Consider the following 25,603-nt stretch of genomic DNA (forward strand, 5'->3'; position numbering starts at 1 on the left):
CCTTTCGTCACGGACACCGGCCCGTACGGGCGAGATCCGGTGTCGGATCCCGCCCGTCGGGTCCGGCGGGATCCGCGCCGAAGAGCTCCGGTGCGCGGTCGTCGTGCCGTACCGCGCCCGAGCGGTCGCGGAGGGGGAATCAGTCGGTCGGCTCGCCGGGGGAGGGATGTTCGGGATGGACAGTGCCCTGCCGGGTGCGGCCCGCGGGCCCGGTGCCCGCCTCGTCCGTGTCCGGCAGTTCGCCGTCCGGCCCACCCGCGTCCCCGGTCTCCCCGGGCTCCGCGCGTCTCTCGGCCTTGTCAGCCGTGTCCGCCTTCTCGGCGGGCTTCGCCTCTCTGCCGCCGGCGCCCTTCGCGGCCTCCCGGGACTCCACGGGCACGGTGATGGCCAGAGGATCCTCCCCTGCCTCGGCCTGCTGGTCCTCGCGGTCGCGCGGTATCGGTCCCTGCGACCGCTCCGCGGTCCGGACGTCACGCATCGTGTTCACCTTTCGCTTCGTCGGTGGACGCGGCCCCCGTCGACCGCGTCGCGCGCGGATCCCCGACGGCCCGTCCGTGGGTCAACGGCCCGGTGTCAGTACCACCTTGACCATGCCGTCCTGCCTGGCCTGGAACCTCTCGTACGCCTGAGGGGCCTCGTCCAGCGGAAGGACGTGGGTGGCGAAGTCGTCGACCCCCAGCGGATCGCCGTCGTCGAGCAGCGGGAGGATGTCGTCCACCCAGTGCCGGACGTTGGCCTGCCCCATCCGGAGCTGGACCTGCTTGTCGAAGAGCGTGCGCAGGGGTACGGGGTCGACGGCGCCGCCGTAGACGCCGACCAGGCTGATGGTGCCGCCGCGCCGCACGACGTCCACCGCCGTGTCGAACGCCGCCATGCTGTCCACGCCCGCCCTCACCATCAACCGCTTGCCCAGGGCGTCCGGGAGCATGCCGGTGGCCCGCTGGGCCGCCTTGGTGAAGGGGGCGCCGTGGGCCTCCATGCCGACGGCGTCGATGACGGCGTCCGTGCCGCGGCCGTCGGTGAGATCCCGCACGCGGTCGCCGAGCCCGTCGCCCAGCTCGCCGAGGTCCAGCGTGCGCACACCGTGCCTCCGGGCACGTGCGAGCCTCTCGGGTACGAGATCGACCCCGATGACCTCCGCGGCGCCCCGGTGGAGGGCCACCCGCGCCGCCATGTCGCCGATGGGGCCGAGCCCGAGCACCGTGACGCTCCCGCCGGGCGGGACGGCGGCGTACTCGACGGCCTGCCAGGCGGTCGGCAGGACGTCGGAGAGGTACAGATAGCGCTGGTCGGGGGCGTCGTCGGGCACCTTGACCGGCAGGGTGTCGCCGAAGGGCACCCGGAGGAACTCCGCCTGTCCGCCCGGAACCTGGCCGTACAACTTGGTGTAGCCGAAGAGGGAGGCTCCCATCCCGTACTCCGTCACCTGCGTGGTCTCGCACTGCGACTGCAGCCCCTGGCCGCACATCCAGCACGTACCGCAGGAGATGTTGAAGGGGACCACGACCCGGTCGCCGGGCGTGAGCGTGCGGACGTCGGGGCCGACCTCCTCCACGATGCCCATGGCCTCGTGCCCGAGGATGTCACCGCTGTCGAGGAAGGGACCGAAGAGTTCGTACAGGTGCAGGTCCGAGCCGCAGATGCCGGTCGAGGTGACCCGTACGATCACGTCCGTCGGATCGGCCGTCACCGGATCGGGGACGGTGTCCACCCGCACGTCGCGGTGCCCGTGCCAGGTCAACGCCTTCATGGTCCTCTCCTCACGCCCGACGGCTCCCCGAGGTTCGACAGACCTGATATGTCGCGCCTGCCCGACCCGGAGGGACATATGCCACGCCACCGCCTGCGGGTGACCGTGACGACGGCTCCGGCCGACGAGCTACAGGGACGAGGGAGATACGAACACGAGAGGCGGGTAGCCGCTGCCCCATGAACACCACCGAGACCACACCGCTGCGTGCCGTCGCTCTCGTCTGCACGCTGTCCCCCTCCCCGGCCCGCTCCAGCTCGCAGCTGCTGGCCGAACAGACCATGGAGGCCCTGAGCGAGCACGGGGTGACCGGCACGGTGATCCGGGTCGCCGACCACGACGTCCGTACGGGAGTGGCGACCGATCTGGGGGAGGGAGACGCCTGGCCCGAGATCCGGAACAGGATCCTCGACTCCGACATCCTGGTCCTGTCGACCCCCATCTGGCTCGGCCACCCCGCGAGCGTCACCCAGCGCGTGATGGAGCGGCTGAACGCGGAGATGGGCGAGACCGACGACCAGGGGCGGATGCTCACGTACGGCAAGGCCGCCGCCGTCTGCGTCGTCGGCAACGAGGACGGGGCGCACAAGGTGAGCGCCGACCTGTTCCAGGGGCTCAACGACGTCGGCTTCTCCCTCGCCCCGAACGCCGTCACCTACTGGGTGGGCGAGGCCATGCACAAGACGGACTACCAGGATCTCGACGAGACCCCGAAGGCCACGGCGGACGCCACCGCGGCCCTGGCCGCCAACACCGCCCACCTGGCCCGCCGCCTCAAGTCCGCCCCCTACCCGCCCGCCTCCTGACCGGACGCCGGGGCACCGGCGCCGTTCCCCGTGGCCTCGGCGGCCCCGCCCGCGGTGGCGGCCGGCGGGTCCGTCGCCGCGGGCAGGGCCGCCGAGGCGCGTCTCGGGTGCGGGGCCGCCCCCACCCCGTCGCCCCCACCCTCAGTCCACCCTGACGGCCAGGACGCACGCGTCGTCCTCGTGGCCGGTGAACTCGGGGTCGGCCAGCAACGAGTCGATCAGCCCCTGCGGATCGCGCGGGGCAGCCGCCGCCGCCCGGGCCAACCGCTCGATCCCCACCGTCACGTCCTCGCCCCGGCGCTCCACCATGCCGTCCGTGTAGAGCACCAGCAGATCGCCCGGGCGCAGCCGCGTCGACGCGGTCTCGTACGCGTATCCCGGCAGGGCGCCCAGAAGGGGGCCGCGCCGGTCGGTCGTCAGGGGCTCGACGCCTCCTCCGCGGAGCAGCAGGGGCGCCGGGTGCCCGGCGTCGGCCCAGTGCAGGACCTTCTCCTCGTCGAGATGGCCGACCACCACCGTCGCCGTCTGCCCGGCCGGATCACTGCACACCAGCTCGTTCAGCCAGGTCGTGATCTCGCCCGCGGACGCCCCCGTCTGCGCGAGCCCCGCCATCGCGTGCCGCTGCTGCGCCATCCGGGCCACGGCGTCCAGACCGTGGCCCGACGCGTCGCCGATGGCGACGAGGACCCGCCCGTCCGGCAGCAGCCGGCACTTGTACCAGTCGCCGCCCACTGCGGCGTCGGGCTCCGCCGGCCGGTAGGAGGCCGCGACCGTCAGCCCGACGGCGGCCAGGGCCTCGGAGTGGGTGGGCAGGAGCGCCTCGCGCAGCGCGTCCGCGACCCTCCGCTCGGCCTCCGACTGCCGGCGCAGCCGGTCGGACTCCCGTTCCGTCTCCGCGAGCCGCCGCCTGCTGCGGATCTGCGGTGTGAGGTCGCGGGCCACCAGGTTGACCGCCCACGCCCTGCCGTCCGTCCCGGTGACGGGCCGCCCCAGCAGGTCGAGCGTGCGGAGCTCGCCGAGCACGAGGAACCGGATCCGGGTCCAGGCGGGCTCCTCGCCCGCCAGGACCGAGCTCAGGAACTCCGCGAGCGCCGTGAGGTCGTCGGGCAGCAGCGCGTCGCACAACTGCTCCAGCGTCCACGGCATGCGCACGTCGGCGTGGAAGATACGGCTGAGGCCCTCCGACCACGTGATCTTCCCGGACAGCAGGTCCCAGTGCCCCCACCCCATCGAAGCCAGGAACTGCGCGTCTATGGTCAGCAGCTCCGCCTGGGTCTGCACGGGCTGCCACGTCGCCAGCACCTGGACTCCGCAGCGCGCCGCCGAGTACAGCAGGGGCGCCCGGTGGATCCGGCCGAGCCGCTGCTCCGTGTAGTCCACGACCAGCCCGTCGAGCGGCTTTCCGGTGTCCACGACGTCCGCGAGTGCCGCGAGCAGCCCCGAGGACGCGGCGCCGGGACGCGCCTCCAGGAACCGCTGCCCGACCTGCTGGTCCGGCGCCTCCAGCCAGTCCGCCGACCGGACGCGGTTGCCGGCCACGATGCGGAAGTCCCGCACGGCCCCCGCGTCGTCCTGGATCGGTTCGAGAAGCAGGGCCGACGCCGGAATGGCGGCCAGGACCGAGCAGAACCCGCTGCCGCCCGGCTCGTGCACCCCGCACAGACACGGCGCCGCCCCACCTGCCTCCGGCGAGGCCGGAAGCACGGAGAGGGACTGCACGGGCGAGGTGAGCTCGTACCCCGCCGACGCGCCGAGCGGGCGCTCCGCGTGCCGCCGCACCGCCGCGCGCAGAGCGGTGATCTCTCGGCCGATCATGTCCTTGAGCGCGTCGACGCTGTCGGGCAGGGGAAAGGTCATCGCTCGCCTCCGCGAACTTCACGACACGCCCACGGGATCGGCGCCCGCCGGGCGCGCCCGGGGCTGTGGCAGCTCAGTGGCCCGGTGACTGCTTGAGCTCGGACTTGTTCATCGAGGAACGCCCGTGGATGCCGCGGCGCTTCGCCTCCTCGTACAGCTGGTCGTACGTGGGGCCCTTCGCCCCGCTCGACGAGCGCTGCCCACCCCGCTTCGACGACGGCATGTCCCGGGTGGAGGTCCGGCTCGCGGTCATCGACTCGCCGGAACGCGCCCGCTCCTTGTCGACCGTGCGCGAGGCGATCTCCTCGGCACGCTTCGGGCTCTCCCCGCGGTCCTCCGCGCTCTCCTTGACGTGCTCGTACTGCCGTTCCCGCCGGGGGCTCGATCCGCGAGGCATGACGACTCCTTCCGATCTCCGCGACGTGGCACCCGACGCGTACCGCCGCCTTCCGCCCTGCCGCTGCCCCCAGGAGGGGACGCCCATCACTCGACCCTGACATCGCGTCCGCCGGGAGGCGAGGCGAGTGGGCATTCGGCGGTCAGGAGCGCCCGCGGCCGTGGTCGGCCCCAGGGAACCCGGAACCCGGGATCTCCGCGTCCCCGAATGACCTGGTGAGCACGGGGCAGCCGCAGCCTTAGCCCGTCGAGCGGCCTGCCGCGGCCGCCCCGCCCGATCCCGGAGGTACGCGATGTCCACCACGGTCCGGACCCCGGAGGCGCTCCCCGGCGGCCTGGTCGCCCTGCCGAGCGTCTACCGGCCGCAGGCGGACACCCGACTCCTCGCCGGGGCCCTCGCCCGCGAGGAGGTCGGTCCGCGCACGGACGTCCTGGAGATCGGCACCGGGACCGGCGCGCTGGCGCTGAACGCGGCGCGCACGGGCGCCGCCGTCACCGCGGTCGACGTCTCCTGGCCTGCCGTCGCCACCGCCCGGCTGAACGCCCTGGTCCACGGACTGCCCCTGCGGGTCCTCTACGGCGACTTCGTGGCACGCACCCGGGGACGGCTCTACGACCTGGTCGTCACGAACCCCCCGTACGTCCCGGCGCCCGCGGCGCGGGTGCCCGCCCGGGGCGCCGAGAGGGCCTGGGACGCCGGTCCCGACGGACGCCTGGTGATCGACCGGATCTGCGGGGCCGCCCCCGCTCTGCTGCGCCCCGGGGGAGTGCTCCTGATGGTCCACTCGGGGATGTGCGGGGCGGAGACGACCGTGGACCGGCTGACGGACAGGGGTCTCGCCGCCGAGGTCACGGCATGGGCCTCCGTCCCCTGGGGGCCGGTGCTGCGCTCCCGACGGGCCTGGCTGGAGCGCCGGGGCCTGGCGGACGCGGCCGAGGAACGGGAGGAGCTGGTGGTCGTCCGGGCCTGCCGGCTCTGAGGCCACCGGGCCCGCCCCGTACCCGCGGACGTGCCGGGGCCGGACCCTCCACGGAGGGTCCGGCCCCGGCACGGTTCGTCGTTCAGCCCTCTTCGGGATCGCCCTCATCGTCCCGGGCGGGCAGGAACGCGATGCATTCGACGTCGATCTGATCCGCCAGGTCGCTGAGGGAGCGGGCCATGGTCAGGGCGGTCCGTGGGTCGAGGTCCGTCTCGCCCCGCTCCGCCGCCCCCAGCCACCCGGCGGCGACGCCTCGCAGCAGGGCGGTGACCCGCTCGGCCGGGACGAGCAGACGGTCGTCGGATGCGGAGACCAGGGGGATGAGTGCGTTCATGGAGAACCGCCCAAGGGGGTGAATGCGGACAGACGTCGGTCGAGGTGCGACTACCCGGGCTGCGGCCAGGTAGACGTATGGCCGTCCCTCCGGCGTCCGGCCGGTCGGCGGCCGCGGCCGGCCGGACGCCCCGTCGGTCGGCCCGTCGCCCTCCCGGCCGTCCGCGGCCGATTCAGGTCAGGTCAGGTCAGGTCAGGTCTGCGGCGAGGAGGTCCATGAGCAGGCCGTCGTGCCAGGTGCCGTCGGCGCCGCGCTCGTACTGTCGCATGACCCCGACGGGACGGAAGCCGACCTTGGTGTAGCAGCGGATGGCCGGGGCGTTGTCGGCGGCGGGGTCGATCACGATCCGGTGGAAGCCGAGGTCGTGGACGAGGTGCCGGGCGAGGGTCCGGACGGCGTCGGAGCCCAGGCCCCGGCTGTGGACGGCGGGGTCCAGGAACAGGTCGATGCCGGCGTGCCGGTAGTCGGGCTCCTCCTCCGCGTACCACTGGATCATGCCGACGATCCGGTCCTGGTGGTAGATCGTCAGGCAGGTGGTGTCGGGGTCCGACAGGTCCTCCGCGACCTCGGCCTCCAGGTCGGGGTCCCCGCGCCACCGGGCCCGCACCTCGGGCGTGGCGCGGATCGCGGCGAGGCCGGGGACGTCGTGGGGCTGGGAGGGCCGGAGTTCGAGGGCGTCGCCACGCAGCACGGTCATGTCCCGGAGCCTACGGTCGAAGGGCGGGGCGCGGCGGGTGATTGATCCGCCGCCGGTCGCTTCGCGGCGGACGCGTCGCGGGCGGTCACGCCCCGTTGTCACAGCCGGCCGTCACCGCTCACCGCCGTGGCACCCGTGTCGGGTGAGCCTCCCGGGATCACCGTGCCGGGGCATGAGGTGCCCCGAGCGGGGCAGCCGCAGCCTGAAGCCCGCGTCCGGGGCTTGTACTTCCCTGGGCGCGAACACCGCTCCCGCCCGCGGAGGAGGTACGCCGTGCCGACACCGGACACATCGCAGGAACCCGACCGGACGCCCGCGCGCCGGGTGTCCGTGGATCCGCAGGGCCCGGTCCTCGTGGAGGGCCCGGTGGAGATCGTCCTGGACGACGGGACCGTCGCCCGGTCCGACCGCTTCACCGTCGCCGTCTGCACGTGCCGTCGGAGCCGTACGTACCCCTGGTGCGACACCAGCCACCGCCGCCGCGAGCGGACCGCCCCGCCGACCGACGACAGGAACTCCTGATGCCTCTTCCGGTACGTGACCCGGCCGCGACCGCCACGACGGCGACGGCCCCCCGCCTCCCGGCGGGTCGGGGAGAGCTGTCCGGCGCCGTGGTGGAGGCCCTCCGCACGGGCGGCCCGCCGCGCAGCGACCCCGCGGCCGCGGCGCGCGCCGACCCCTGGAGCGAGGACCTCCAGCTCGCCCTCTACCTCCTCTACGAGCTGCACTACCGGGGCTTCGAGGACGTGGACGACGCCCGCGAGTGGGACCCCGACCTGCTGAGGCTGCGACGGGCGATGGAGGACCGCTTCCTCGACGCCCTCCGCGACGAACTGACCGACGGGCCGCGGACCGTCGAGGACGCCTTCGCGCCCCTCCTGGTGGAGCCCGTCGACCTCTCCGGCAGCCTCAGCCACCGCCTCGCGACCGACGGGGAGCTCCGGCACCTGCGCGAGTACGCGGCCCTGCGGTCGCTCTACCACCTCAAGGAGGCCGACCCGCACGTCTGGGTCGTCCCGCGGCTCACCGGAGAGGCCAAGGCCTCCATGGTGGCCGTGGAGTACGACGAGTTCGGCGCCGGCCGCGCCGAACGCGTCCACGCCCGGCTCTTCGCCGACCTCATGGACGACCTCGGTCTCGACCACTCCTACGGCCACTACCTGGAGCACGCGCCCGCACCGCTCCTGGCGACGGTGAACCTGATGTCGCTCCTCGGGCTCCACCGCGCCCGGCGCGGTGCCCTCGTCGGTCACTTCGCCTGCGTCGAGATCACGTCGTCCCCGGGATCGCGGCGCCTGGCCAAGGCCATGCGGCGGTGCGGAGCGGGAGCGGCCGCCGAGCACTTCTACGCCGAGCACGTCGAGGCCGACGCCGTCCACGAGCAGGTCGTGCGCCATGGCGTCGTCGGCGGACTCCTGGCCGACGAGCCCGGACTGGAGCCCGACATCGCGTTCGGCTGCGCCGCGACGGTCCTGCTGGAGGACCGGCTCGCCGACCACCTCCGCGACGCGTGGGACCGCGGGCAGAGCGCCCTGCGGCGCCCGCTGGACTAGATTCCACCCGTCCGGCCGGGGACCGGAGGCGGGACATCGGAGGGCCGGGGGCCGGGAGTTCGGGACCGGCGCTTCGCCGACCCGGGAGGGCGGGACACGGGCGGCCGGAGACCCCGGCCAGGATGCCGGTCGACCCTTCCCGCGCGTCTGCCGCGCCCGGGACGGCTCCCGGCCCCGCTGAGGGCCGCGGACCGGAGGGTCGGCAGGAGCGCCAGAGGCCCTCGGCAGCACGCGACGGGTCCTGCTCGGCCCCGACGGGTCCTGCTCGGCCCCGACGGGTCCTGCTAGGCCCCGACGGGTCCTGCCGGGCCCCGTCAGGTCCGCTGTGCCCCGTCAGGTCCGCTGCGTCACCGCCCCGCTCACAGCCCCTCCTCGGCCTCGTCCAGCGCCGTGTCGACGTGCATCGCGGCCTCCTCGGCCGGCGCGGTGCCGTCGTCCAGGCCCACGTCCCGGGCGACGGCCCGGTCCAGGGAACCCGAGGGCGTGTCGACCGCCGTGAGCCGACCGGCGCGGGTGGCCCCCGCCTGCTCGTCGACGGGCTCGCCCTCGCCCCCGGGAAGGTCCCCGATCCCGTCGCCCTCCGGAAGCGCCCCGTCCGCGAGGTCCGGGACCTCCTGCGCGAGACGCTCGTCGAGCGACTCCCCCTCCCGCTGCTCCCGCTGGGTGGTGCCGTACCTGGTGGCGCCCCGGGGGCGCTCGGGAGGGGAGTAGCCGGGGACCGCCATGTCGTCGATCGGATCCGTCATGAGCGCGTTGTCGGGATCGAGATCGCCGGACGGGTCGGCCCCGTCGAAGGGCTGGTAGACGTCGTCGCCGCGGGCCTCGGACGCGGACGACTCGTCGCCGCCCGTGGGGGAGGGGGACTCGTTGCGGGCCATGACCGTTCCTTTCGCTGGGGCGTCACCGATGCCGGGCGAGGCCTGCTCCCAGTCTCGCGCGGCTCGGCGTGGGCTGCCGAACACCGCCCGGCCGGTCGGCCGCCCGGGGCGGGCGTCGGGAGGGTCCGGTTCCGTCCCCGTCGTCTCGTCCCCCCGGACGTCTCGGCCCCCTCAGGCCCGGCTACCCGGGCGCGCCGTCCCGAAGCCCCCGGAGTCCGCCCGTGCCCCCGCACGCGCGGCCCGACGACCGCCCCGGGTTTACCGTGGAAGGGTCCCGTCCCGCCAGTGCGAACCGAGGGTGACGGCCGTGTCGACGTCGAGCCACGAGATCGCGGGCGCCCCGTGCTGGGTCAGCCTGATGACCCGGGACCTGGAGGCCGCCAAGCGCTTCTACGCGGGAGTCCTCGGCTGGCGGTTCCGGGCCAGCGGCCTGGGAGACGGCTTCGCGGTCGCCCTCCGCGAGGGCACCCCTGTCGCGGGGATCGGCGCCCTCGCCGAACCCCTGGACGTGCCGGTGGCCTGGACGCCGTACTTCGCCGTCGAGGACGCGGACGTCACCGCGGGCCGGATCCGCGAACGCGGGGCGACGATGGCCGTGGGACCCCTCACCTTCGGTACCGGTCGTGCGGGACTGGCCGCCGATCCCGCCGGAGCGGTCTTCGGCTTCTGGGAGGGGGCCGTGGTCCCCGACTGGTCCGTGGGAAGGGGCAGCGCCCCCGCCTGGCTGGACCTCCACACGCGCGACGCCCTCGCGTCCTCGGCCTTCTACGGGCAGGTCCTCGGCTGGGCGGGGGAGGGACCGGGCCGGTGCGTGGCGTCCCACGAGCACGACCACGTCGTCCTCCGCCACGGTTCCGACGATGTCGCCCACATCAGCGGCAGTGGGGCCGAGGGGACGTCCGACGCCGCGATCAGGCCGCGCTGGCGGGTCCACTTCCCCGTACCGGAGCTGGAGGCGACGATCACCTCCGCCGTCGGGCGGGGAGGCTCCGTCGCCTCCCCGGTGGGCACCTCCGCGGCGAGCCGGTGGGTCGAACTGGCCGACCCCGACGGTGCGCGCTTCACGGTGGTCGCGCCGCACTCCCTCGGCGGGGGAACGGCGCGGACGGCCGACGGACGGGCCGGGCCCGCCATTCCCTGACGGGTGGGAGCCCGGCCGGCGACTACGCCGCGCCCACCCGGGCAGACGGTACATCCCAGCGTGGTGAGGAGGCATCGCCATGAGTGCCAAGGAGAAGGCCAAGGCCAAGGCCGAGCAGGTCATGGGCAAGGCCATGCGAAAGACGGGACACATCCGTGGAAAGAGGACCACGGAGGCCAAGGGGGCCGCCCTCGGGCTGCGGGGCAAGGCCCGGGAGCAGAAGGAGAAGGCGAAGGACTTCTTCAAGAGGTGACCGGTTCGCGGTGGATCGCCATGCGTGTACCGGCCGCATGGAGGCCCGGATCCGGGGCAGTGGCCACTCGGCGCCCCGACCTGGGACGCGCACTCCGTGCGAGAAGGTGAGCGACATGGCCGGAGGGAAGAAAGCCAAGAACGCGGCCAAGACGGCCAAGGGCAAGGTGAAGGAGACCACGGGCAAGGTCGTCGGCAACGAGAGCCTGGAGATGAAGGGCCGCGCCGAACAGGCCGAGGGCGACGCCAAGCAGGCGGGACAGAAGGTCAAGGACGCGTTCAAGCGCTGATCCGCGGATCACGGACCCGGTCTCGCACTGACCCGCCCGGTCGACCGACCGGGCGGACGACGGCACCCGCCGTGACGGACGAACGGAGGAGCGGCCCGTCGAGGCCGCTCCTTCCACGAGTCGGCTGCGCATCGGCGAGCAGATCTCCTCCGGACCCACCCCGAGGGGAGCCCCTCGGGCCCCGAACCCCGGCCTACGGCCGACCGTCCGGGCCACCCCGTCGAACGGGTGGCCCGGACGGTCCGCGGCTCAACGCCCGCGCCGGCGACCGCCGGCGGGCTCGCGCTCGTCAGCGTCGTCCTCCTCCTCTTCGTCCTCGTCGTCGGCGTAACCCTCGTCGTCCTCGTCGTACTCCTCGTCCGGCTCGCCCTCGTCGTACTCCTCGTCCGCGTCCTGCTCGTCCTCTTCGCCGGGCCCGTACCCTTCCTCGGCCTCTTCCTCCAGCTCGTCGTCCTCGTCGTCCTCGTCGTCGGGGCGGTCCTCGCCCTCGACCTGCTCCTCGTCCTCCTCCTCGCCGTCCTCGTCGGCTGCGTTCTCCTCCTCCAGGGCCTCCTCGTGCGAGCGGACGACCTCGCCGTCGCGGATCTCGCCGCGCCAGCCCTCGGGTTCGTCGTCGGTCAGGGTGACGTGCCGGCGGAAGTGCTTCAGGTCCAGCCGCATCCGCCGTCCCTGGGCCCGCCAGAGGTTGCCCGTCTTCTCGAACAGGCCGGAAGGGTAGTACTCGACGGTGAGGAGGATGCGGGTCAGCGTGGGGCCCAGTTCGTGGAAGCTGACACAGCCCCGCGTCGAACCCTTGGCGCCCTCGGACGTCCAGACGATGCAGTCGTCGGGTACCTGTTCCTGGACCGTCGCCTTCCAGCTGCGGGTGGAGGGCCCCACCTTGACCTTCCAGTCGCTGCTCGTCTCGTCGCCCTGGGAGACGCTGCGGACGCCCTTCGTGAAGCCGCTGAAATCCTCGTACTGGGTCCAGTGGTTGTAGACCCGGCTGAGCGGCGCCCCGACATCGATGGTCTCCACGATGCTGGTGATCTTCTGGCTGCCGCTCTTGCGTTTGCCCTTGCCTCCGCCGAACAGGTTCGACGCGGTTTCGGTGACCTTGTCCTTCAGCCCGCTCAACGACTGGCCCACCACGGCCTTGACGGGGGAGTCGCCCTGGAGCAGTCGGCCGCCGATGTCGGTGAGCTTCCCGCCGTTCTCGGCCACGTCGTTCAGCTGGTCGGTGACGTCCCCCAGCTTGTCCGTCGCCTTGTCGGCCAGTTGACCGGTCTGTGCGGTGAGGAACTCGCCCAGTTCGCCGAACAGCCGGTCGAGTCCGGATTCCGACTTCTCGGAGCGGTCGCGGTCGCGGTCTTCGCTTGCCATGACCTACCTCCGCGACGCGGTCTTGCGCGCCGTCGTCTTCTTGGCCGCGGTCTTCTTGGCGGCGGACTTGCGTGCCGGCGTCTTCTTGGCCGCAGGCTTGCTCGCTGCCGCCTTCTTCGCGGCCGGCTTGCGGGCCGAGGACGTCTTCTTCGCCGCCGTCTTCCCGGCCGCGGTCGTCTTCTTCGCGGGAGCCGCCTTCTTCGCCGGTGCGGCCTTCTTCGCCGGGGCGCTCTTCTTGGCCGGTGCGGCCTTCTTGGCGGTGCTCCGGCTCGGCGCCGACCGCTTACCGGGCGCCTTCTTCGCCGTCGCCTTCTTCGCCGGGGCGGCCTTCTCGGCGCGGGAGGTCGATCCGCGTCCCGAGGTCGACGTCCGGGCCCGTGACCCGGTGGTTCCCGACCGCGAGCGGGAGGCGCTACTCCCTCCGGAACGCGAGCGGGAGGACGTGCCGGACGACCGGCGCCTCCTCGGCGGCTCCGGCTCGGCCTCGGGTTCCTCCTCGTCCGCCTCTTCCTCGTCGTACTCGTCCTCTTCGGCTTCTTCGGGCTCCTCCGGTTCCTCCTCGTCCTCCTCCCACTCCTCGTCGTCGGCGTACTCGCCCTCGGGCTCCTCCTCGTCCTCCCACTCCTCGTCCGCGTCGTCGTACCGCTCGTCCTCGTCCTCCTCCTCGTCCCGGCCGCCGCCGCTGCCGATCGCGAGAGTCCGCTCGTGCAGGGAGTCGGCGAGATCGGTGAGCTTGCGGTTGGCCGCGGCGCTCAGGGCCTGCCGTCCGGCGTTCAGGGCCTCACCCCGCAACTGCTCGCCCATCTCGGCGACCTGGGGTACTTCCTTGAGCTTGTTGAGCCCCTGCGTCACGAGCTGTCCCGGCTCCAGGCCGAAGCGCCGGCCGGCGAGATAGGTCGCCACGGTGAACGCGAGGCGAGCCTTCTTCGTCCGTCCCAGTACGTAACCGCCTGCCACCGCGGCCGCCAGGGCGATCTTGGTCGTGTCCTCCATGACCCCTGTCCCTTCACCGGGCGGCGTGACCGTTCCGCTGCTCGCGTGGAACGCCCAGGACCAAGCCGTACGACCGGCGAAGCCGCGCGGGGACGCCCCTCCGGGGCGGTGGGGAACGAGCCTGCCCTCCCGGGCATGGCGTATATCCCTATAACATGAAATTCTAGCCTTTAGTTGCTATTCGTCTCGCGGAGTGTCATGAGCCCGGTGGATCCGGATCGACCTCGACGGGGAACCTCACGCCCCGCCGAAGAGCGACGACCTCCCGCCCGACGCAAGGCGGCGCCCAGCAGGGCGAAGTCCGTGGACGCGGGATCGGCGATGGCGGGGGCCATCGAGCAACTCGCGAAACTGCTCGGAAGAAACCCCGAGTCCGTCTCCTCGCTCAAGCCCGTCGACACGGGGTGGGAGGCACAAGTGGAAGTGGTGGAACTGGAGCGGATCCCCGACACGACGAGCGTGCTGGCCAGCTACCGGGTCTCCCTGGACGAGGCGGGCGCGCTGATCTCCTTCGAACGAACCCGCCGCTACAGCCGCGGAATGATCGATCGGCCGTTCTGAACACGGTGCGGCCGCGGAAGGAGGCACCATGACCATGGTGCCGCAGGGCGGCAGCGCCGTCAGCAGGGGCGGTGGCGCCTCCACGGGCAGCCTGTACGACGTCCTGGAACTCATCCTCGATCGCGGCCTGGTGATCGACGTCTTCGTGCGCGTCTCCCTCGTCGGGATCGAGATCCTCAAGATAGACGCCAGGATCGTCGTCGCCAGCGTGGACACCTATCTGCGCTTCGCGGAGGCGTGCAACCGGCTCGACCTCGAAGCCGGCCGCAAGGCTCCCGCGCAGCTGCCCGAAGTCGTCGGCGGGATGATGGAGGGGGGAGCCCGCGGCAAGTCGAAGGGCGCGCTCACCGGAGCCGTCGAGGCCGTGACGGAGTCCCTGACCGGGAAGTCCCGCGACGACGAGGAACCGGACGAGGAGGAGGAAGAGGAGGAGACCGCACCCCGACGCCGACGGCCCGCCTCCCGGCGCACGGCACGACGGGAGAAGGAGTGACCGATGGCTCTGTACGTCTATGCGATCACAGCGGACGACCATCCCCTCGACCTGGACGGTCTGACCGGCGTCGGATCGGAACCCGCTCCCGTGCGCCCCGTCGTCTCCGGTCCGCTGTGCGCCGTGGTCAGCGACGTCTCCGAGACGATCCGTCCCAAGCGGCGCGACCTCTCGATCCACAACGAGGTGCAGGAGCACCTCATGCGCGGCGGCCCCGTCCTGCCGCTCCAGTTCGGATACACGGCCCCCGACGAGTCGACCGTCGAGCAGGTGCTCCAGAAGGACGCCGAAGGCTTCCTGGCCAACCTCGAACGCCTCGGCGGATGTGCCGAGTACCACGTGCGCGCGTCACAGGACGAGGAAGTGCTCCTGCGGCAGATCCTGAGCGAGGACGACGAGGCCCGCGCACTCAACGAACGCATGCGGAGCGGTGACATCGATCCGCAACTCCCCTTGTCCTTGGGGGAACTGATAGCTCGCCAGGTCCAGGTCCGACAGGACGCCCTGGCCTCCGGGCTGATCGAGGCCCTCGTGCCGTTCGCCCGGGAGCACACCGTCCGGAGGGCGTCCGAGCCGGACTTCCTGAACTTCTCGCTGCTGGTCCCGGACGACCGCCGGGAGGCGTTCCTGACCGCCGAGGGCAACCTGGCCCGCGAGATCGGGGACGGCGTCGAGTTCCGGCTGAACGGCCCTCTGCCGCCGTACAGCTTCGTGGAGTGACCGGGCAGGGCGGGGAGTCGAGGAGGGAGGCAGACGCATGGGACTGCTGACATCGCTGCTCACGCTTCCCCTCGCGCCGGTGCGCGGAGCGACCTGGGTCGCGCAGCGCGTGCTGGACAAGGCCGAGGAGGAGTACTACGACCCGGCCCCCGTCTGGCGAGAGCTCGCGGAACTGGAAGACCGGCTGGTCCGAGGGGAGATCTCCCAGGAGACGTTCGACCGCTGCGAGGACGAGCTGCTGGACCGCCTGGAAGAGATCGACGCCCACCGCTCGCAGAGCCCCTGACCGGAAGCGAGGAACACCGCCGTGTCCGATCCCCTGCCCGACCGCTTCGGCTCCGCGCCGTCCAGGGCCTCCCCGGTGCCGTACGGGCCGAGTTCCTCCGCCAATCTCGCCGACATCCTGGAACGCGTCCTGGACAAGGGCATCGTCATCGCCGGGGACATCCGCATCAACCTGCTCGACATCGAGCTGCTGACGATCAAGCTGCGGATCCTGGTCGCCTCCGTGGACAAGGCGAAGGAGATGGGAATCGACTGGTGGGAGCACGATCCGTCGCTCTCCTCGAAGCACAGCGGCAGCCCCCTGGAACGCGAGAACCGCCGGCTGCGAGCCGAGCTGGAGGAGCTGAGGCGCGAGGCGGGGATCGGCGGCGGGACCCGCCGTGCCGAACCGCTCCCGCGCCGTGAGCGGGACGCGGAACCCGGGGCACGGGAGCTCGACGCCGAGGAACCGGAAGAGGACGACGACGCGTACGCGTACGAGACCGACGACGAGCCCCCGGGCCCCGCCGCCGGGACGCCGCCGCGCAAGGGAGCGGCCCGACGCAGGCGCGGCACATGAACGCCCCGGCGAGCCTCACCTACGTCTACGCGGTGGTCCCCGACAACGGGAGGGTGCGGACGGCCGTGGAGGACGTCCGCGGCGTCTCGGACAGGGCCGTGTCGCTCCTCGTCGCGGAGGAGCCCGCCGAGGCCGCCGAGTCTCCGCACCGCGTCGCGTTCGTCATCAGCCGCGTCGCAGCGGACGAGTTCGACGAACGGACCCTCAAGGCCCGCTTCGAGGACATGGAATGGCTGGAGGACATCGCCCGCGCCCATCACGAGGTGGTGCAGGCCCTCTCCCGCGCGGGCACCGTCCTCCCGCTGCGGCTCGCCACCCTGTACCAGGACGAGCGACGCGCACGGGAGGCACTCGCCGCCCAGCACGCCCTCTTCGCCGAACGCATCGCGCTGCTGCGCGACCGGAGCGAATGGGGCGTCAAGCTGTACATCGGCTCCCAGGAGGCCCCGGAGGACCGGGCGGCCGACCGGACGAGGGACGCGGACACGCTGAGTCCCGGCAAGGCGTACCTCCGGCACCGGCGAGCCCAGCACCACGCCAGGGAGGACCACTACCGGAACGCCCAGGAGGCCGCGCAGCGCATCGACGCGCTCGTCTCCCGGTTCGGTACGCACCGGGTGCGCCACCCGGCCCAGCGCGGCGCGCTGGCGGGACCCGAGGAGAACGTCCTCAACGACGCGTACCTCGTCCCGGACGACCTGGCCGGGGACTTCCGCACCGCACTCGCCGCCGTGGCGGGCGACCTCGACGGCGTACGCGTCGAGGTGACCGGTCCGTGGGCCCCGTACTCCTTCGCCATGCCGCCACCGCCCCCGGAGCAGCCCCGGGAGGACTCCACGGGTGACGGGCCGGTGCGATGAGCTCCCCCCGGCCCGTCGAGTCCCTGCCGAACCGGCAGGTCGCCCTCGTCGACCTCCTCGACAGGCTGCTCAGCGGCGGCGTGGTGCTGTCCGGGGACATCGTGCTCTCGATCGCCGACATCGATCTGGTCCGGGTCTCCCTCCGGGCGCTGATCGTGTCCGTCGGCTCGGAGGCGGATCCGCTCGGCCCGTCCACGGGGAGGAGGCCGTGACCGGGACCGGCCCGGACCGCGGGAAGAGGCGGCGGGCCCCGGACGGTCCCCCGCGCATGGACGACATCGGCGGCGCTCTGGGGGACGCGTTCCGCCTCGTGCGGGCGCCCCCCGCCGACGCCGACGCACCCCGTCGCCCCGCGCACAGGCTCCGCACCGACCACGAGTCGGTCGAGGAGGACCTCCTCAAACTCGTCCTCACCGTCGTGGAACTCCTGCGCCAGCTCATCGAGCGGCAGGCCCTGCGACGCGTCGACGCCGGCGACCTCACCGACGACCAGGAGGAGGAGCTGGGCACCACGCTGATGGCGCTGCACGACGCGCTGAGCGACCTCTGCGCCGAGCACGGCTACACCCTCCAGGACCTCAACCTCGACCTCGGCCCCCTGGGCCCGCTCCTCCCGCCCGCCGACGGAAGCCCGGAGTGACGCGACCCGCGAGCCGCCTCCGCCGCCGGGACGCGCCGGCGGGGCGACCGCGAGGAGGCGGGCGCGCGCCCGCCTCCCTCACCCGTCCGGGGACATCCCCGGATCCCGTTCCCGCGGCTGTCCCGACAGCGTCTCCCGCAGCAGCGCCGCCTCCTGCTCCAGGTGGTGGAGCAGAGCCCGGAGAGCGGGGGGGCGGGTGCGGTGGGCCGCCTCCGTCGTGCCCACCGTGCGCCCCACCGAGGGGAGTTCGACGGGCAGGGCGGCCAACTGCTCGTCGGCGCGCAGGACCAGCTCCGGCAGCAGCGCGACCATGTCCGTCTGCAGCAGCAGGGCCCGCATGGTGAGGATGGACGTGCACTCGACCCGGTCGGCGGGCAGCGCCAGCCCCCGGTCGGCGAACAGGGCCCCGAGCTCCTGACGCAGGGCGGTCTGCTCGACCGGAAGGATCCACGGGAAGTCGAGGCAGTCCGTGAGCGTGGCGCCCCCGGTCTCCAGAAGGGGGTGGCCGGACCGGACCGCGAGCCGGATGCGCTCCCGGTAGAGCCGTCGCTGGCGCAGCCCGTCCCCCTCCTTGGGCGCCGGTCCCACCCGGCCGACGATCACGTCCAGTTCCCCCGCCAGCAGGGCCGGATGGAGGACGTCCGGCGTGCCCTCCCGCACGACCACCGTGACCCGGGGCCGCTCCCGCTTGAGCTGCGCCACCGCCCGGGGGAGCAGCACGTTGGTGCCGGCGAGGAGCGCGCCGACGGTCACGGTGCCCTCCCGGCCCTGGCGCAGCCCGGTGAGGTGCTCGCCGGCCCGCCGCATCTCGGCGATGACGGCGCGGGCGTGCTCGGCCAGCGCCTCCCCGTAGAGCGTCGCCCGCATGCCGCGCGGCATGCGGACGAAGAGCGGGAGGTCGGCGATGCCCTCCAGCTCGCGCAGGGTGCGGGTGGCGGCGGGCTGGGTGAGATGGAGCGTCTCGGCCGCACGGCCCACGCTCCCGTGGTCGAGGATCGCGACGAGCAGGGTGAGGTGCCGGAACTTCAGCCGGCCGTCCAGCAGGTCCATCGCCGGGGCTCCTTTCCGGGGGCGGTCGGACGCACACGACGCTCGCATACCCGAATCGGTATGGGAAGAACGCCGTTTGGCATTGGTTGGGTATGGCTCGGTGGGTGCACGATACCGGCACACGCCGGGGTGACAGATCCGCGACCCCGGCCCGGCAGCGGAGGTCTGCAAGGTGCGTTCACCTGTGCGGCATTACGTAGGGGGCGGGTTCGACTCCTCGGGCGTCCCGTTCCCGCTCATCGACCCGACCCGCGGGACCGTCGTCGGCGAAGTGCCCGCGGCCTCCCGGGAGCTGGTCGACCGTGCGGTGGGCGCGGCGCGGCAGGCCCTGCGGGGCCCCTGGGCCTCCTGGAGCCCCGCGGACCGGGCACGGCTCCTGCACCGCGTCGCCGACGGCATCGAGCGGCGCTTCGAGGACTTCGTCACCGCCGAGTGCGCCGACACGGGCAAGCCCCGCGAGCTCGCCTCGACGGTCGACATCCCGCGGGCCGTCGCCAACTTCCGGGCGTACGCCGACCTCCTGGCCGGGCGCGCCGAACGGTCCTGGCACACGACCGCCCCCGACGGCCGCGGCGCCCTGAACTACACGGTGCACAAGCCGCTCGGCGTCGTCGCCGTGATCTCGCCGTGGAACCTGCCGCTGCTGCTGCTCACCTGGAAGGTCGCCCCCGCCCTCGCCACGGGCAACACGGTGGTCGCCAAGCCCTCCGAACTGACCCCCGGCACCGCCTGCCTGCTCGCCGAGGTCATGGCGGAGGCGGAGGCTCCGGCGGGGGTCTTCAACCTCGTCCACGGCGGCGGCGCGAACGCCGCCGGCCAGTGGCTCACCGAGCACCCCGGCGTGGACGCCATCGCCTTCACCGGGGAGTCGCGCACCGGCGGGACCATCATGCGGGCCGCCGCCGCGCGCCTCGCCCCGGTCTCCTTCGAACTGGGCGGCAAGAACGCGGGACTCGTCTTCGCCGACGCGGACCTCGAACAGGCCGTGGCGGGCACCCTCCGCTCGTCCTTCACGCACAGCGGGCAGGTGTGCCTGTGCACGGAGCGGGTCTACGTGGAGCGGCCGGTGTTCGACGCCTTCGCCCGGCAGCTCGCCGCCGGCGCCGAGGCGCTGACCGGCTACGGCCCGATGATCTCCGCGGCCCACCGCGGCAAGGTCCTCGGCCACCTCGACAAGGCCGCCGGCGACGGCGACGTCCTCGCGGGCGGCGGCGCGCCCCGCTTCTCCGACGACCGCGACGGCGGCTTCTGGGTGCGGCCGACCGTTCTCGCGGGCCTCCCGGAGGACCACCCGGCGGTCCGCGAGGAGATCTTCGGCCCCGTCGTCCACCTGGCGCCCTTCGACACCGAGGAGGAGGCACTGGCCCTCGCCAACGCCGGCCCGTACGGACTCGCCGCCACCGTCTGGACGGGCGACGTGAGCCGGGCGCACCGGGTCGCCCCCGCCCTCGACGTCGGCATCGCCTGGGTCAACACCTGGAACCTGCGCGACCTCCGCACCCCCTTCGGCGGCGTGAAGGCCTCCGGGATCGGCCGTGAGGGCGGCGACCACTCCCTCGACTTCTTCTCCGAACCGATGAATGTGTGCGTGAAACTGTGAGCACGCTCGACCCCGCGGTGGCCCGCGCCGCCGAACGCCTCGACACGGCGCGCCTCACCGGCGTCCCCTGCGAACCCGTCCGCGATCTGCTGCCCCCGGGCGACCTGGCCGCCGCCTACGCCGTCCAGACGGCGCTCGCGGACCGCCGGGGCGCCGAGGGCCGCCGCGTCACCGGCTGGAAGATCGGGCTGACCTCGGCGGCCGTGCAGGCCCAGCTCGGCGTCGACACACCGGACTTCGGCCGCCTGACGGACGACATGGCCGTACCGGACGGCGCGGAGATCCCCTGGGGCACCGTCCTCCAGGCCCGGGCCGAGGCCGAGGTCGCCCTGGTCCTGGAGCACGACCTCACCCACGACCGGCACACCGTCGCCGACGTCATCCGGGCGACCGCCTTCGCGCTGCCCGCCGTCGAGGTGGTGGGCAGCCGGATCCGCGACTGGGACATCTCGGCCGTCGACACGATCGCCGACAACGCCTCCAGCGGCGCGTACGTCCTCGGCACCCGCCCCGTACCGCTGAGCGCACTCGACCTGCGGACCGCCGGCATGGTCCTCGAACGCCACGGCGAACCCGTCTCCACGGGCGCGGGCGCCGCCTGCCTCGGCCACCCGCTGCACGCCGCCGTCTGGCTGGCCGACACGCTCGTCCGGCTCGGCCACCCGCTGCGCGCCGGGGACACCGTGCTCACCGGGGCGCTCGGCCCCATGACGACCGTCGAGCCCGGTGACGTGCTCGAAGCCCGGATCGACGGCCTCGGATCGGTGCGCGCCCGCTTCGGCCGCACCGGCCCGGAGGGAGACACCCGATGAACACCACGGCACTGGCCGAAGCGCTCGACACGGCCGCACGCGAAGGACGCCCGCTGGCCGGCGGAACGACCGGACTGGACGACACGGGAGAGGCCTACGCGGTCCAGGAGGCGCTGGTCGCCCGGCGACTGGCCCGCGGAGAGCGGATCACCGGCTTCAAACTGGGCTTCACCAGCCGGGCCAAGATGCGGCAGATGGGCGTGTCCGACCTGATCCACGGGCGGCTGACGGACCGTATGGAGACCGCCGACGGCGGGCGGCTCGACGTCTCCGGACTGATCCACCCGAGGGTGGAGCCCGAGGTGGCCTTCCTCCTCGGCGACACCCTGCGCCCCGGCGCCGACCCGGCGGCGGCGGTCGCCGCCGTGGCCCCGGCACTGGAGGTCATCGACTCCCGCTACGACGGCTTCCGGTTCTCGCTCGCCGAGGTGATCGCCGACAACACCTCCGCCGCGGGCTACGCCGTGGGGACCTGGACCTCCCCGCGGGACCTCGGCAACCTCGGTGTCCTGCTGGAACTCGACGGGCGCCTCGCCGAGACCGGCTCCACCGCGGCCATCCTCGGGAACCCGCTGCGCGCCCTCGCCGCCGCCGCCCGCCTCGCCGGGGAACTGCCCCCGGGGACGGTGGTCCTGGCCGGAGCGGCCACCGCCGCCGTACCCCTGCCGCCCGGAACCCACGTCCGCGCCACGGTCGCCGCCCTCGGCACCGTCGCCCTCACCACCGAGGAGGACGCGTGATCGTGCCCGGCGCCGCCCCGCCCCGCGGCCGCTTCCCCCACCTCCGCCGCGCCGGCGACCTGGTCTTCGTCTCCGGCACGAGCTCCCGCCGCCCCGACGGCACGTTCGCCGGCGCGAGCGCCGACGCCATGGGGGTGACGGACCTCGACATCCGCGCCCAGACCCGGGCCGTGCTCGACAACATCGCGCGGCTGCTGGCCGCGGCGGGCGGCGGTCCGGAGGACCTCGTCTCCGTCACCACGTACCTCGTCCACATGAACGACTTCGGCGGCTACAACGAGGTCTACGCCGAGTACTTCGACGAGACCGGCCCGGCCCGCACCACCGTCGCCGTCCACCAGCTGCCCCACCCGCACCTGCTGATCGAGATCAGCGCCGTCGCCCACATCCCGCGGAACTCCGCGGCACCGCAGACCCGGAACGAGGAACCGCGCCCATGACCATGAGACCGTTCAACCTCCAGGCCTGGATCGAGGAGCACCGCCACCTGCTCAAGCCGCCCGTCGGCAACGTCCAGATCTGGCAGGACGCCGACCTGATGGTGACGGTCGTCGGGGGACCCAACCGCCGCACCGACTTCCACGACGACCCGATCGAGGAGTTCTTCTACCAGCTCAAGGGCGACATGGTGCTCCGCGTCATGGACGAGGAGGGCAGCCCGCCCCGCGACATCCACATCCGCGAGGGTGACGTCTTCCTCCTCCCGCCGCACGTGCGGCACTCCCCGCAGCGCCCCGAGGAGGACAGCATCGGCCTGGTCGTCGAGTTCGCCCGCCCGCGGGGACGGCTCGACGCCTTCGAGTGGTACTGCACGGACTGCCACCACCTGGTCCACCGGAGCGAGGTCCAGCTCACCTCGATCGTCGACGACCTCCCGCCCGTCTTCGACGCCTTCTACGGCGACGAGACCGCACGCACCTGCGGCGCCTGCGGCTCCCTGCACCCCGGCAAGGACTGGCCGGAGGCCCTGCGCCCCCGCACCCGCCGCGAAGAAGAGGACGGCGCATGACCGTCGTCGACATCCACGCCCACGTCTTCCCGGAGATCGGCCGCGCCGAGTCCCGGCGGCTCACCGGCTCCGACGACGGGCCCTGGCTGCGCACCACAGACGGGCCCCACGCCGGGATGATGATGGCGGGGTCCACCGAGTACCGGCCGGTGCGCCGCACCCTGTGGGACCCCGCCGAGCGGATCGCCGACCTCGACCGGCTCGGCGTGGACGTCCAGGTCCTCTCCAGCACCCCGCTGCTCTTCGGATACGGACTGGACGCCGACCGCGCCGCCGACTGGTGCCGCACCGTCAACTCCCGCCTCCTCGCCTACGGCTCCCACGCCCCGCACCGGCTGGCCCCCCTCTGCCAGGTGCCCCTCCAGGACACCGAGACGGCCTGCACCGTGCTCAGCGAGGCGATGCGGCAGGGCTTCCACGGCGTCCACATCGGCAACCACCTCGGCGACCGCGACCTCGACCACGGAGCGCTCCTGGAGTTCCTCACCCACTGCGCCGAGGAGGACGCGGCCGTCCTCGTCCACCCCTGGGACCTCCCGACCGGCCCGAGGTTCTCCCGGTACATGCTGGCCTGGCTGGCCGGCATGGCCGCCGAGACGCACCTGACCATCCTGTCGCTCATCCTGTCCGGCGCCTTCGAACGCCTGCCGGCCTCCCTGCGCCTGCTGTTCGCCCACGGCGGCGGCAGCTTCCCCTACCTCCTCGGCCGGGCCGACAACGCCTGGCACCGCCGCGACATCGTCCGCGCGGACAGCCCCCACCCGCCCTCGCACTACACCCGTCGCTTCTCCGTCGACTCCGCCGTCTTCGACCCCGGCGCGCTCCGCCTGCTCGTGGACGTGATGGGCGCGGAGCGGGTGCTCCTCGGCTCCGACCACCCCTTCCCGCTCGGCGAGGAGGACATCGGCCGACTGGTACGGGAGAGCGCCCTCACCCCGGAGGAGACGGAAGCCGTCCTCGGCGGCAACGCCGTCCGCTTCTTCGGTCTCACCCCGCTCCTGAAGGAGGCCGTCCGATGAAGGCAGCCGTGATCGGGTCGGGCAACATCGGCACCGACCTCCTCATCAAGATCGTCCGTGGGGCCGGGAACGTCACCGCCGCCGCGATGATCGGCATCGACCCCGAGTCGGAGGGGCTCGCCCGGGCCCGCCGGCTCGGCGTGCGGACCAGCGCCGACGGCGTGGCGGGCCTGCTCGCGCTCGACGACTTCGCCGACATCGACCTCGTCTTCGACGCCACTTCGGCAGCCGCCCACCACCGCAACGCGGCGGCCCTCGCGCCCCACGGCAAGCAGATCGTCGACCTCACCCCTGCCGCCCTCGGCCCCTACGTCGTCCCCTCCGTCAACCTCGACGAGCACCTCGACGCCCCCAACCTGAACATGGTCACCTGCGGCGGCCAGGCCACCGTCCCGATCGTCGCCGCGGTCTCCGCCGTGGCCCCCGTGCACTACGCCGAGATCGTCGCCTCCATCGCCTCGCGGTCCGCCGGCCCCGGCACCCGGGCCAACATCGACGAGTTCACCGAGACCACCGCCCGCGCCCTGGAACGCGTCGGCGGCGCCGCCCGCGGGAAGGCGATCATCGTCCTCAACCCGGCCGAACCCGCACTGCTCATGCGCGACACCGTGCACTGCGTCGTCGACGACTGCGACACCGCACGCGTCGCCGCCTCCGTCCACGCGAGCGCGGCCGCCGTCGCCGCCTACGTCCCCGGCTACCGGCTCAAGCAGGAACCGCAGTTCCGCCGGCTCCCCGACGGAGACCCGCTCACCCGGCTCGCCGGCGGCGGCCGACTGCTCGTCTCCGTCTACCTGGAGGTCGAGGGCGCCGCCCACTACCTCCCGGCCTACGCCGGAAACCTCGACATCATGACCTCCGCCGCGCTGCGCACCGCCGAGCGCCTGGCCGAACGGAGCCCGGCCCGATGACCTCCGTCTACGTCCAGGACGTCACCCTCCGCGACGGCATGCACGCCGTGTCGCACCGCTACACCCTCGACCAGGTACGGGCCGTCGCCGCCGCCCTGGAGGCCGCCGGCGTCGACGCCGTCGAGGTCGCCCACGGCGACGGACTCTCCGGCTCCTCCGTCACCTACGGGCCCGGCGCGCACACCGACTGGGAGTGGCTGGAGGCCGCGGCGGAGGTCCTCGACCGGGCCCGGCTCACCACCCTGCTGCTGCCCGGCGTGGGCACGGCCGAGGACCTCCGCCGCGCCCACGCCCTCGGGGTCGCCTCGGTACGCGTCGCCACCCACTGCACCGAGGCGGACATCTCCGCCCAGCACATCGGCCTGGCCCGCGAGCTGGGGATGGACGTGGCCGGGTTCCTCATGATGTCCCACATGGCGACCCCGGCCGAACTGGCCGCCCAGGCGCGCCTCATGGAGTCGTACGGCGCGCACTGCGTCTACGTCACGGACTCCGGCGGCCGGCTCACCATGGACGGCGTACGCGACCGGGTCCGCGCCTACCGGGACGTCCTCGACCCGGCCACCGAGATCGGCATCCACGCCCACCACAACCTCGGCCTGGGCGTGGCCAACAGCGTCACGGCCGTGGAGGCGGGCGCGTACCGCGTCGACGCCTCGCTCGCCGGCCAGGGCGCCGGAGCCGGGAACGCGCCCCTGGAGCCGACCGTGGCGGTCTTCGACCTCCTGGGCTGGGACCACGGCTGCGCGCTGTTCCCGCTGATGGACGCGGCGGAGGACCTCGTACGGCCGACGCAGGACCGGCCCGTCCGCGTCGACCGGGAGACACTCACCCTCGGCTACGCCGGGGTGTACTCCAGCTTCCTGCGGCACGCGGAGACCACCGCCCTGCGGCACGGCCTCGACACCCGGGACCTGCTCGTCGCGGCCGGCCGGCGCCGTCTCGTCGGCGGCCAGGAGGACCTCCTCGCCGACATCGCGCTCGACCTCGCCCGCGACCGCGGCACCCCCGCCGCCCCGCCGCTCACCCCCGCCCCTCTCGCACCGACGGAGTGA

At 73.4% G+C, this 25,603-nt stretch carries 33 protein-coding genes; 23 read left to right on the top strand and 10 right to left on the bottom strand.

What is annotated here, in order from left to right; genetic code table 11:
- Positions 1-139: 139 nt before the first annotated feature.
- The gene (locus ACY0MR_RS33720) at positions 140-478 is read right to left on the bottom strand and encodes a hypothetical protein (RefSeq protein ID WP_473557273.1); all 339 of its coding nucleotides are present in this window, start codon (positions 476-478) and stop codon (positions 140-142) included.
- 81 nt (positions 479-559) lie between these two features.
- Complete coding sequence (locus ACY0MR_RS33725) at positions 560-1,750, bottom strand: zinc-dependent alcohol dehydrogenase (protein ID WP_473557276.1); 1,191 nt, start codon at positions 1,748-1,750, stop codon at positions 560-562.
- Positions 1,751-1,929: 179 nt separating this feature from the next.
- On the opposite strand from ACY0MR_RS33725, the gene ACY0MR_RS33730 reads away from it, so the two are divergent.
- Positions 1,930-2,556 carry a flavodoxin family protein gene (locus tag ACY0MR_RS33730; RefSeq protein WP_361855411.1) on the top strand — a complete coding sequence of 209 codons (627 nt, stop codon included), beginning with the start codon at positions 1,930-1,932 and terminating at the stop codon, positions 2,554-2,556.
- Between the two features lie 141 nt (positions 2,557-2,697).
- On the opposite strand, the gene ACY0MR_RS33735 is transcribed toward ACY0MR_RS33730, so the two are convergent.
- Positions 2,698-4,413, bottom strand: coding sequence for a PP2C family protein-serine/threonine phosphatase (locus tag ACY0MR_RS33735; RefSeq protein ID WP_392865863.1), 1,716 nt, complete (start codon positions 4,411-4,413; stop codon positions 2,698-2,700).
- Positions 4,414-4,486: 73 nt separating this feature from the next.
- Positions 4,487-4,810 carry a plasmid stabilization protein gene (locus ACY0MR_RS33740; protein WP_473557278.1) on the bottom strand — a complete coding sequence of 108 codons (324 nt, stop codon included), beginning with the start codon at positions 4,808-4,810 and terminating at the stop codon, positions 4,487-4,489.
- A gap of 292 nt (positions 4,811-5,102) precedes the next feature.
- Between ACY0MR_RS33740 and ACY0MR_RS33745 the strand changes: the two genes are divergently transcribed.
- On the top strand, positions 5,103-5,789 hold the full coding sequence (locus ACY0MR_RS33745) for a HemK2/MTQ2 family protein methyltransferase (RefSeq protein WP_473557280.1): 687 nt from the start codon (positions 5,103-5,105) through the stop codon (positions 5,787-5,789).
- A gap of 82 nt (positions 5,790-5,871) precedes the next feature.
- Here ACY0MR_RS33745 and ACY0MR_RS33750 read toward each other — a convergent pair whose 3' ends face one another.
- Together ACY0MR_RS33750 and ACY0MR_RS33755 are read right to left on the bottom strand one after the other, a co-directional pair.
- Positions 5,872-6,123, bottom strand: a complete 252-nt coding sequence (locus ACY0MR_RS33750; RefSeq protein ID WP_404084927.1) for a DUF6213 family protein — start codon at positions 6,121-6,123, stop codon at positions 5,872-5,874.
- 187 nt (positions 6,124-6,310) lie between these two features.
- Entirely contained in the window at positions 6,311-6,820 is a 510-nt protein-coding gene (locus ACY0MR_RS33755; RefSeq protein ID WP_473557283.1) for a GNAT family N-acetyltransferase, read from the bottom strand.
- A 273-nt stretch (positions 6,821-7,093) separates the two neighbouring features.
- On the opposite strand from ACY0MR_RS33755, the gene ACY0MR_RS33760 reads away from it, so the two are divergent.
- A complete protein-coding gene (locus tag ACY0MR_RS33760; RefSeq protein ID WP_361851926.1) occupies positions 7,094-7,342 on the top strand; it encodes a CDGSH iron-sulfur domain-containing protein in 249 nt (82 codons plus the stop codon).
- Positions 7,342-8,373, top strand: a complete 1,032-nt coding sequence (locus tag ACY0MR_RS33765; RefSeq protein WP_473557286.1) for an iron-containing redox enzyme family protein — start codon at positions 7,342-7,344, stop codon at positions 8,371-8,373. Before ACY0MR_RS33760 ends, ACY0MR_RS33765 begins: the two co-directional genes overlap by 1 nt.
- Before the next feature lie 359 nt (positions 8,374-8,732).
- Here the strand turns inward: ACY0MR_RS33765 and ACY0MR_RS33770 are convergent, their stop codons facing one another.
- Entirely contained in the window at positions 8,733-9,251 is a 519-nt protein-coding gene (locus tag ACY0MR_RS33770; RefSeq protein WP_392865856.1) for a DUF5709 domain-containing protein, read from the bottom strand.
- A 358-nt stretch (positions 9,252-9,609) separates the two neighbouring features.
- Between ACY0MR_RS33770 and ACY0MR_RS33775 the strand changes: the two genes are divergently transcribed.
- The 3 genes from ACY0MR_RS33775 (at position 9,610) to ACY0MR_RS33785 (ending at position 10,934) form a co-directional block, all read left to right on the top strand.
- A complete protein-coding gene (locus tag ACY0MR_RS33775; protein WP_473561968.1) occupies positions 9,610-10,392 on the top strand; it encodes a VOC family protein in 783 nt (260 codons plus the stop codon).
- Positions 10,393-10,471: 79 nt separating this feature from the next.
- Entirely contained in the window at positions 10,472-10,645 is a 174-nt protein-coding gene (locus tag ACY0MR_RS33780) for a hypothetical protein (RefSeq protein WP_361851940.1), read from the top strand.
- Between the two features lie 115 nt (positions 10,646-10,760).
- A complete protein-coding gene (locus tag ACY0MR_RS33785) occupies positions 10,761-10,934 on the top strand; it encodes a CsbD family protein (RefSeq protein WP_383429246.1) in 174 nt (57 codons plus the stop codon).
- Between the two features lie 249 nt (positions 10,935-11,183).
- On the opposite strand, the gene ACY0MR_RS33790 is transcribed toward ACY0MR_RS33785, so the two are convergent.
- Positions 11,184-12,296, bottom strand: coding sequence for an SRPBCC family protein (locus tag ACY0MR_RS33790; protein WP_451061130.1), 1,113 nt, complete (start codon positions 12,294-12,296; stop codon positions 11,184-11,186).
- Positions 12,297-12,299: 3 nt separating this feature from the next.
- Positions 12,300-13,289, bottom strand: coding sequence for a histone protein (locus ACY0MR_RS33795; RefSeq protein WP_473557290.1), 990 nt, complete (start codon positions 13,287-13,289; stop codon positions 12,300-12,302).
- A 198-nt stretch (positions 13,290-13,487) separates the two neighbouring features.
- Between ACY0MR_RS33795 and ACY0MR_RS33800 the strand changes: the two genes are divergently transcribed.
- The 8 genes from ACY0MR_RS33800 to ACY0MR_RS33835 are packed head-to-tail and all read left to right on the top strand — an operon-like array spanning position 13,488 to position 17,407.
- Positions 13,488-13,850 carry a gas vesicle protein GvpO gene (locus ACY0MR_RS33800; protein WP_473557292.1) on the top strand — a complete coding sequence of 121 codons (363 nt, stop codon included), beginning with the start codon at positions 13,488-13,490 and terminating at the stop codon, positions 13,848-13,850.
- A 28-nt stretch (positions 13,851-13,878) separates the two neighbouring features.
- Positions 13,879-14,343 carry a gas vesicle structural protein GvpA gene (locus tag ACY0MR_RS33805; protein WP_388797474.1) on the top strand — a complete coding sequence of 155 codons (465 nt, stop codon included), beginning with the start codon at positions 13,879-13,881 and terminating at the stop codon, positions 14,341-14,343.
- Positions 14,344-14,346: 3 nt separating this feature from the next.
- On the top strand, positions 14,347-15,063 hold the full coding sequence (locus ACY0MR_RS33810) for a GvpL/GvpF family gas vesicle protein (RefSeq protein ID WP_473557294.1): 717 nt from the start codon (positions 14,347-14,349) through the stop codon (positions 15,061-15,063).
- Between the two features lie 37 nt (positions 15,064-15,100).
- Positions 15,101-15,349: a gas vesicle protein GvpG gene (locus tag ACY0MR_RS33815; protein WP_361851959.1), complete on the top strand. Its 249-nt coding sequence runs from the start codon at positions 15,101-15,103 to the stop codon at positions 15,347-15,349.
- Positions 15,350-15,370: 21 nt separating this feature from the next.
- On the top strand, positions 15,371-15,907 hold the full coding sequence (locus ACY0MR_RS33820; protein WP_473557296.1) for a gas vesicle protein: 537 nt from the start codon (positions 15,371-15,373) through the stop codon (positions 15,905-15,907).
- A complete protein-coding gene (locus ACY0MR_RS33825) occupies positions 15,904-16,767 on the top strand; it encodes a GvpL/GvpF family gas vesicle protein (RefSeq protein WP_473557298.1) in 864 nt (287 codons plus the stop codon). Before ACY0MR_RS33820 ends, ACY0MR_RS33825 begins: the two co-directional genes overlap by 4 nt.
- The gene (locus ACY0MR_RS33830) at positions 16,764-16,979 is read left to right on the top strand and encodes a gas vesicle protein (RefSeq protein WP_388797484.1); all 216 of its coding nucleotides are present in this window, start codon (positions 16,764-16,766) and stop codon (positions 16,977-16,979) included. The genes ACY0MR_RS33825 and ACY0MR_RS33830 overlap by 4 nt, the downstream gene beginning before the upstream one ends.
- A gap of 56 nt (positions 16,980-17,035) precedes the next feature.
- Entirely contained in the window at positions 17,036-17,407 is a 372-nt protein-coding gene (locus ACY0MR_RS33835) for a gas vesicle protein K (protein WP_388797486.1), read from the top strand.
- A 78-nt stretch (positions 17,408-17,485) separates the two neighbouring features.
- On the opposite strand, the gene ACY0MR_RS33840 is transcribed toward ACY0MR_RS33835, so the two are convergent.
- Positions 17,486-18,457: a LysR substrate-binding domain-containing protein gene (locus tag ACY0MR_RS33840; RefSeq protein WP_473557302.1), complete on the bottom strand. Its 972-nt coding sequence runs from the start codon at positions 18,455-18,457 to the stop codon at positions 17,486-17,488.
- A gap of 184 nt (positions 18,458-18,641) precedes the next feature.
- On the opposite strand from ACY0MR_RS33840, the gene ACY0MR_RS33845 reads away from it, so the two are divergent.
- The 8 genes from ACY0MR_RS33845 to dmpG are packed head-to-tail and all read left to right on the top strand — an operon-like array spanning position 18,642 to position 25,603.
- Positions 18,642-20,057: a 2-hydroxymuconic semialdehyde dehydrogenase gene (locus ACY0MR_RS33845; RefSeq protein ID WP_473557304.1), complete on the top strand. Its 1,416-nt coding sequence runs from the start codon at positions 18,642-18,644 to the stop codon at positions 20,055-20,057.
- Positions 20,054-20,869: a 2-keto-4-pentenoate hydratase gene (locus ACY0MR_RS33850; RefSeq protein WP_388797492.1), complete on the top strand. Its 816-nt coding sequence runs from the start codon at positions 20,054-20,056 to the stop codon at positions 20,867-20,869. Before ACY0MR_RS33845 ends, ACY0MR_RS33850 begins: the two co-directional genes overlap by 4 nt.
- On the top strand, positions 20,866-21,609 hold the full coding sequence (locus ACY0MR_RS33855) for a 2-keto-4-pentenoate hydratase (RefSeq protein ID WP_473557307.1): 744 nt from the start codon (positions 20,866-20,868) through the stop codon (positions 21,607-21,609). Before ACY0MR_RS33850 ends, ACY0MR_RS33855 begins: the two co-directional genes overlap by 4 nt.
- Positions 21,606-22,049: a RidA family protein gene (locus tag ACY0MR_RS33860; protein ID WP_388797496.1), complete on the top strand. Its 444-nt coding sequence runs from the start codon at positions 21,606-21,608 to the stop codon at positions 22,047-22,049. Before ACY0MR_RS33855 ends, ACY0MR_RS33860 begins: the two co-directional genes overlap by 4 nt.
- Positions 22,046-22,618 carry a 3-hydroxyanthranilate 3,4-dioxygenase gene (locus ACY0MR_RS33865; RefSeq protein WP_361851983.1) on the top strand — a complete coding sequence of 191 codons (573 nt, stop codon included), beginning with the start codon at positions 22,046-22,048 and terminating at the stop codon, positions 22,616-22,618. The genes ACY0MR_RS33860 and ACY0MR_RS33865 overlap by 4 nt, the downstream gene beginning before the upstream one ends.
- Complete coding sequence (locus tag ACY0MR_RS33870) at positions 22,615-23,637, top strand: amidohydrolase family protein (protein WP_473557310.1); 1,023 nt, start codon at positions 22,615-22,617, stop codon at positions 23,635-23,637. Before ACY0MR_RS33865 ends, ACY0MR_RS33870 begins: the two co-directional genes overlap by 4 nt.
- A complete protein-coding gene (locus tag ACY0MR_RS33875) occupies positions 23,634-24,548 on the top strand; it encodes an acetaldehyde dehydrogenase (acetylating) (RefSeq protein WP_392865834.1) in 915 nt (304 codons plus the stop codon). Before ACY0MR_RS33870 ends, ACY0MR_RS33875 begins: the two co-directional genes overlap by 4 nt.
- The gene (gene dmpG, locus ACY0MR_RS33880; protein ID WP_403311007.1) at positions 24,545-25,603 is read left to right on the top strand and encodes a 4-hydroxy-2-oxovalerate aldolase; all 1,059 of its coding nucleotides are present in this window, start codon (positions 24,545-24,547) and stop codon (positions 25,601-25,603) included. The genes ACY0MR_RS33875 and dmpG overlap by 4 nt, the downstream gene beginning before the upstream one ends.

The organism is Streptomyces sp. JN8 (assembly GCF_055808075.1).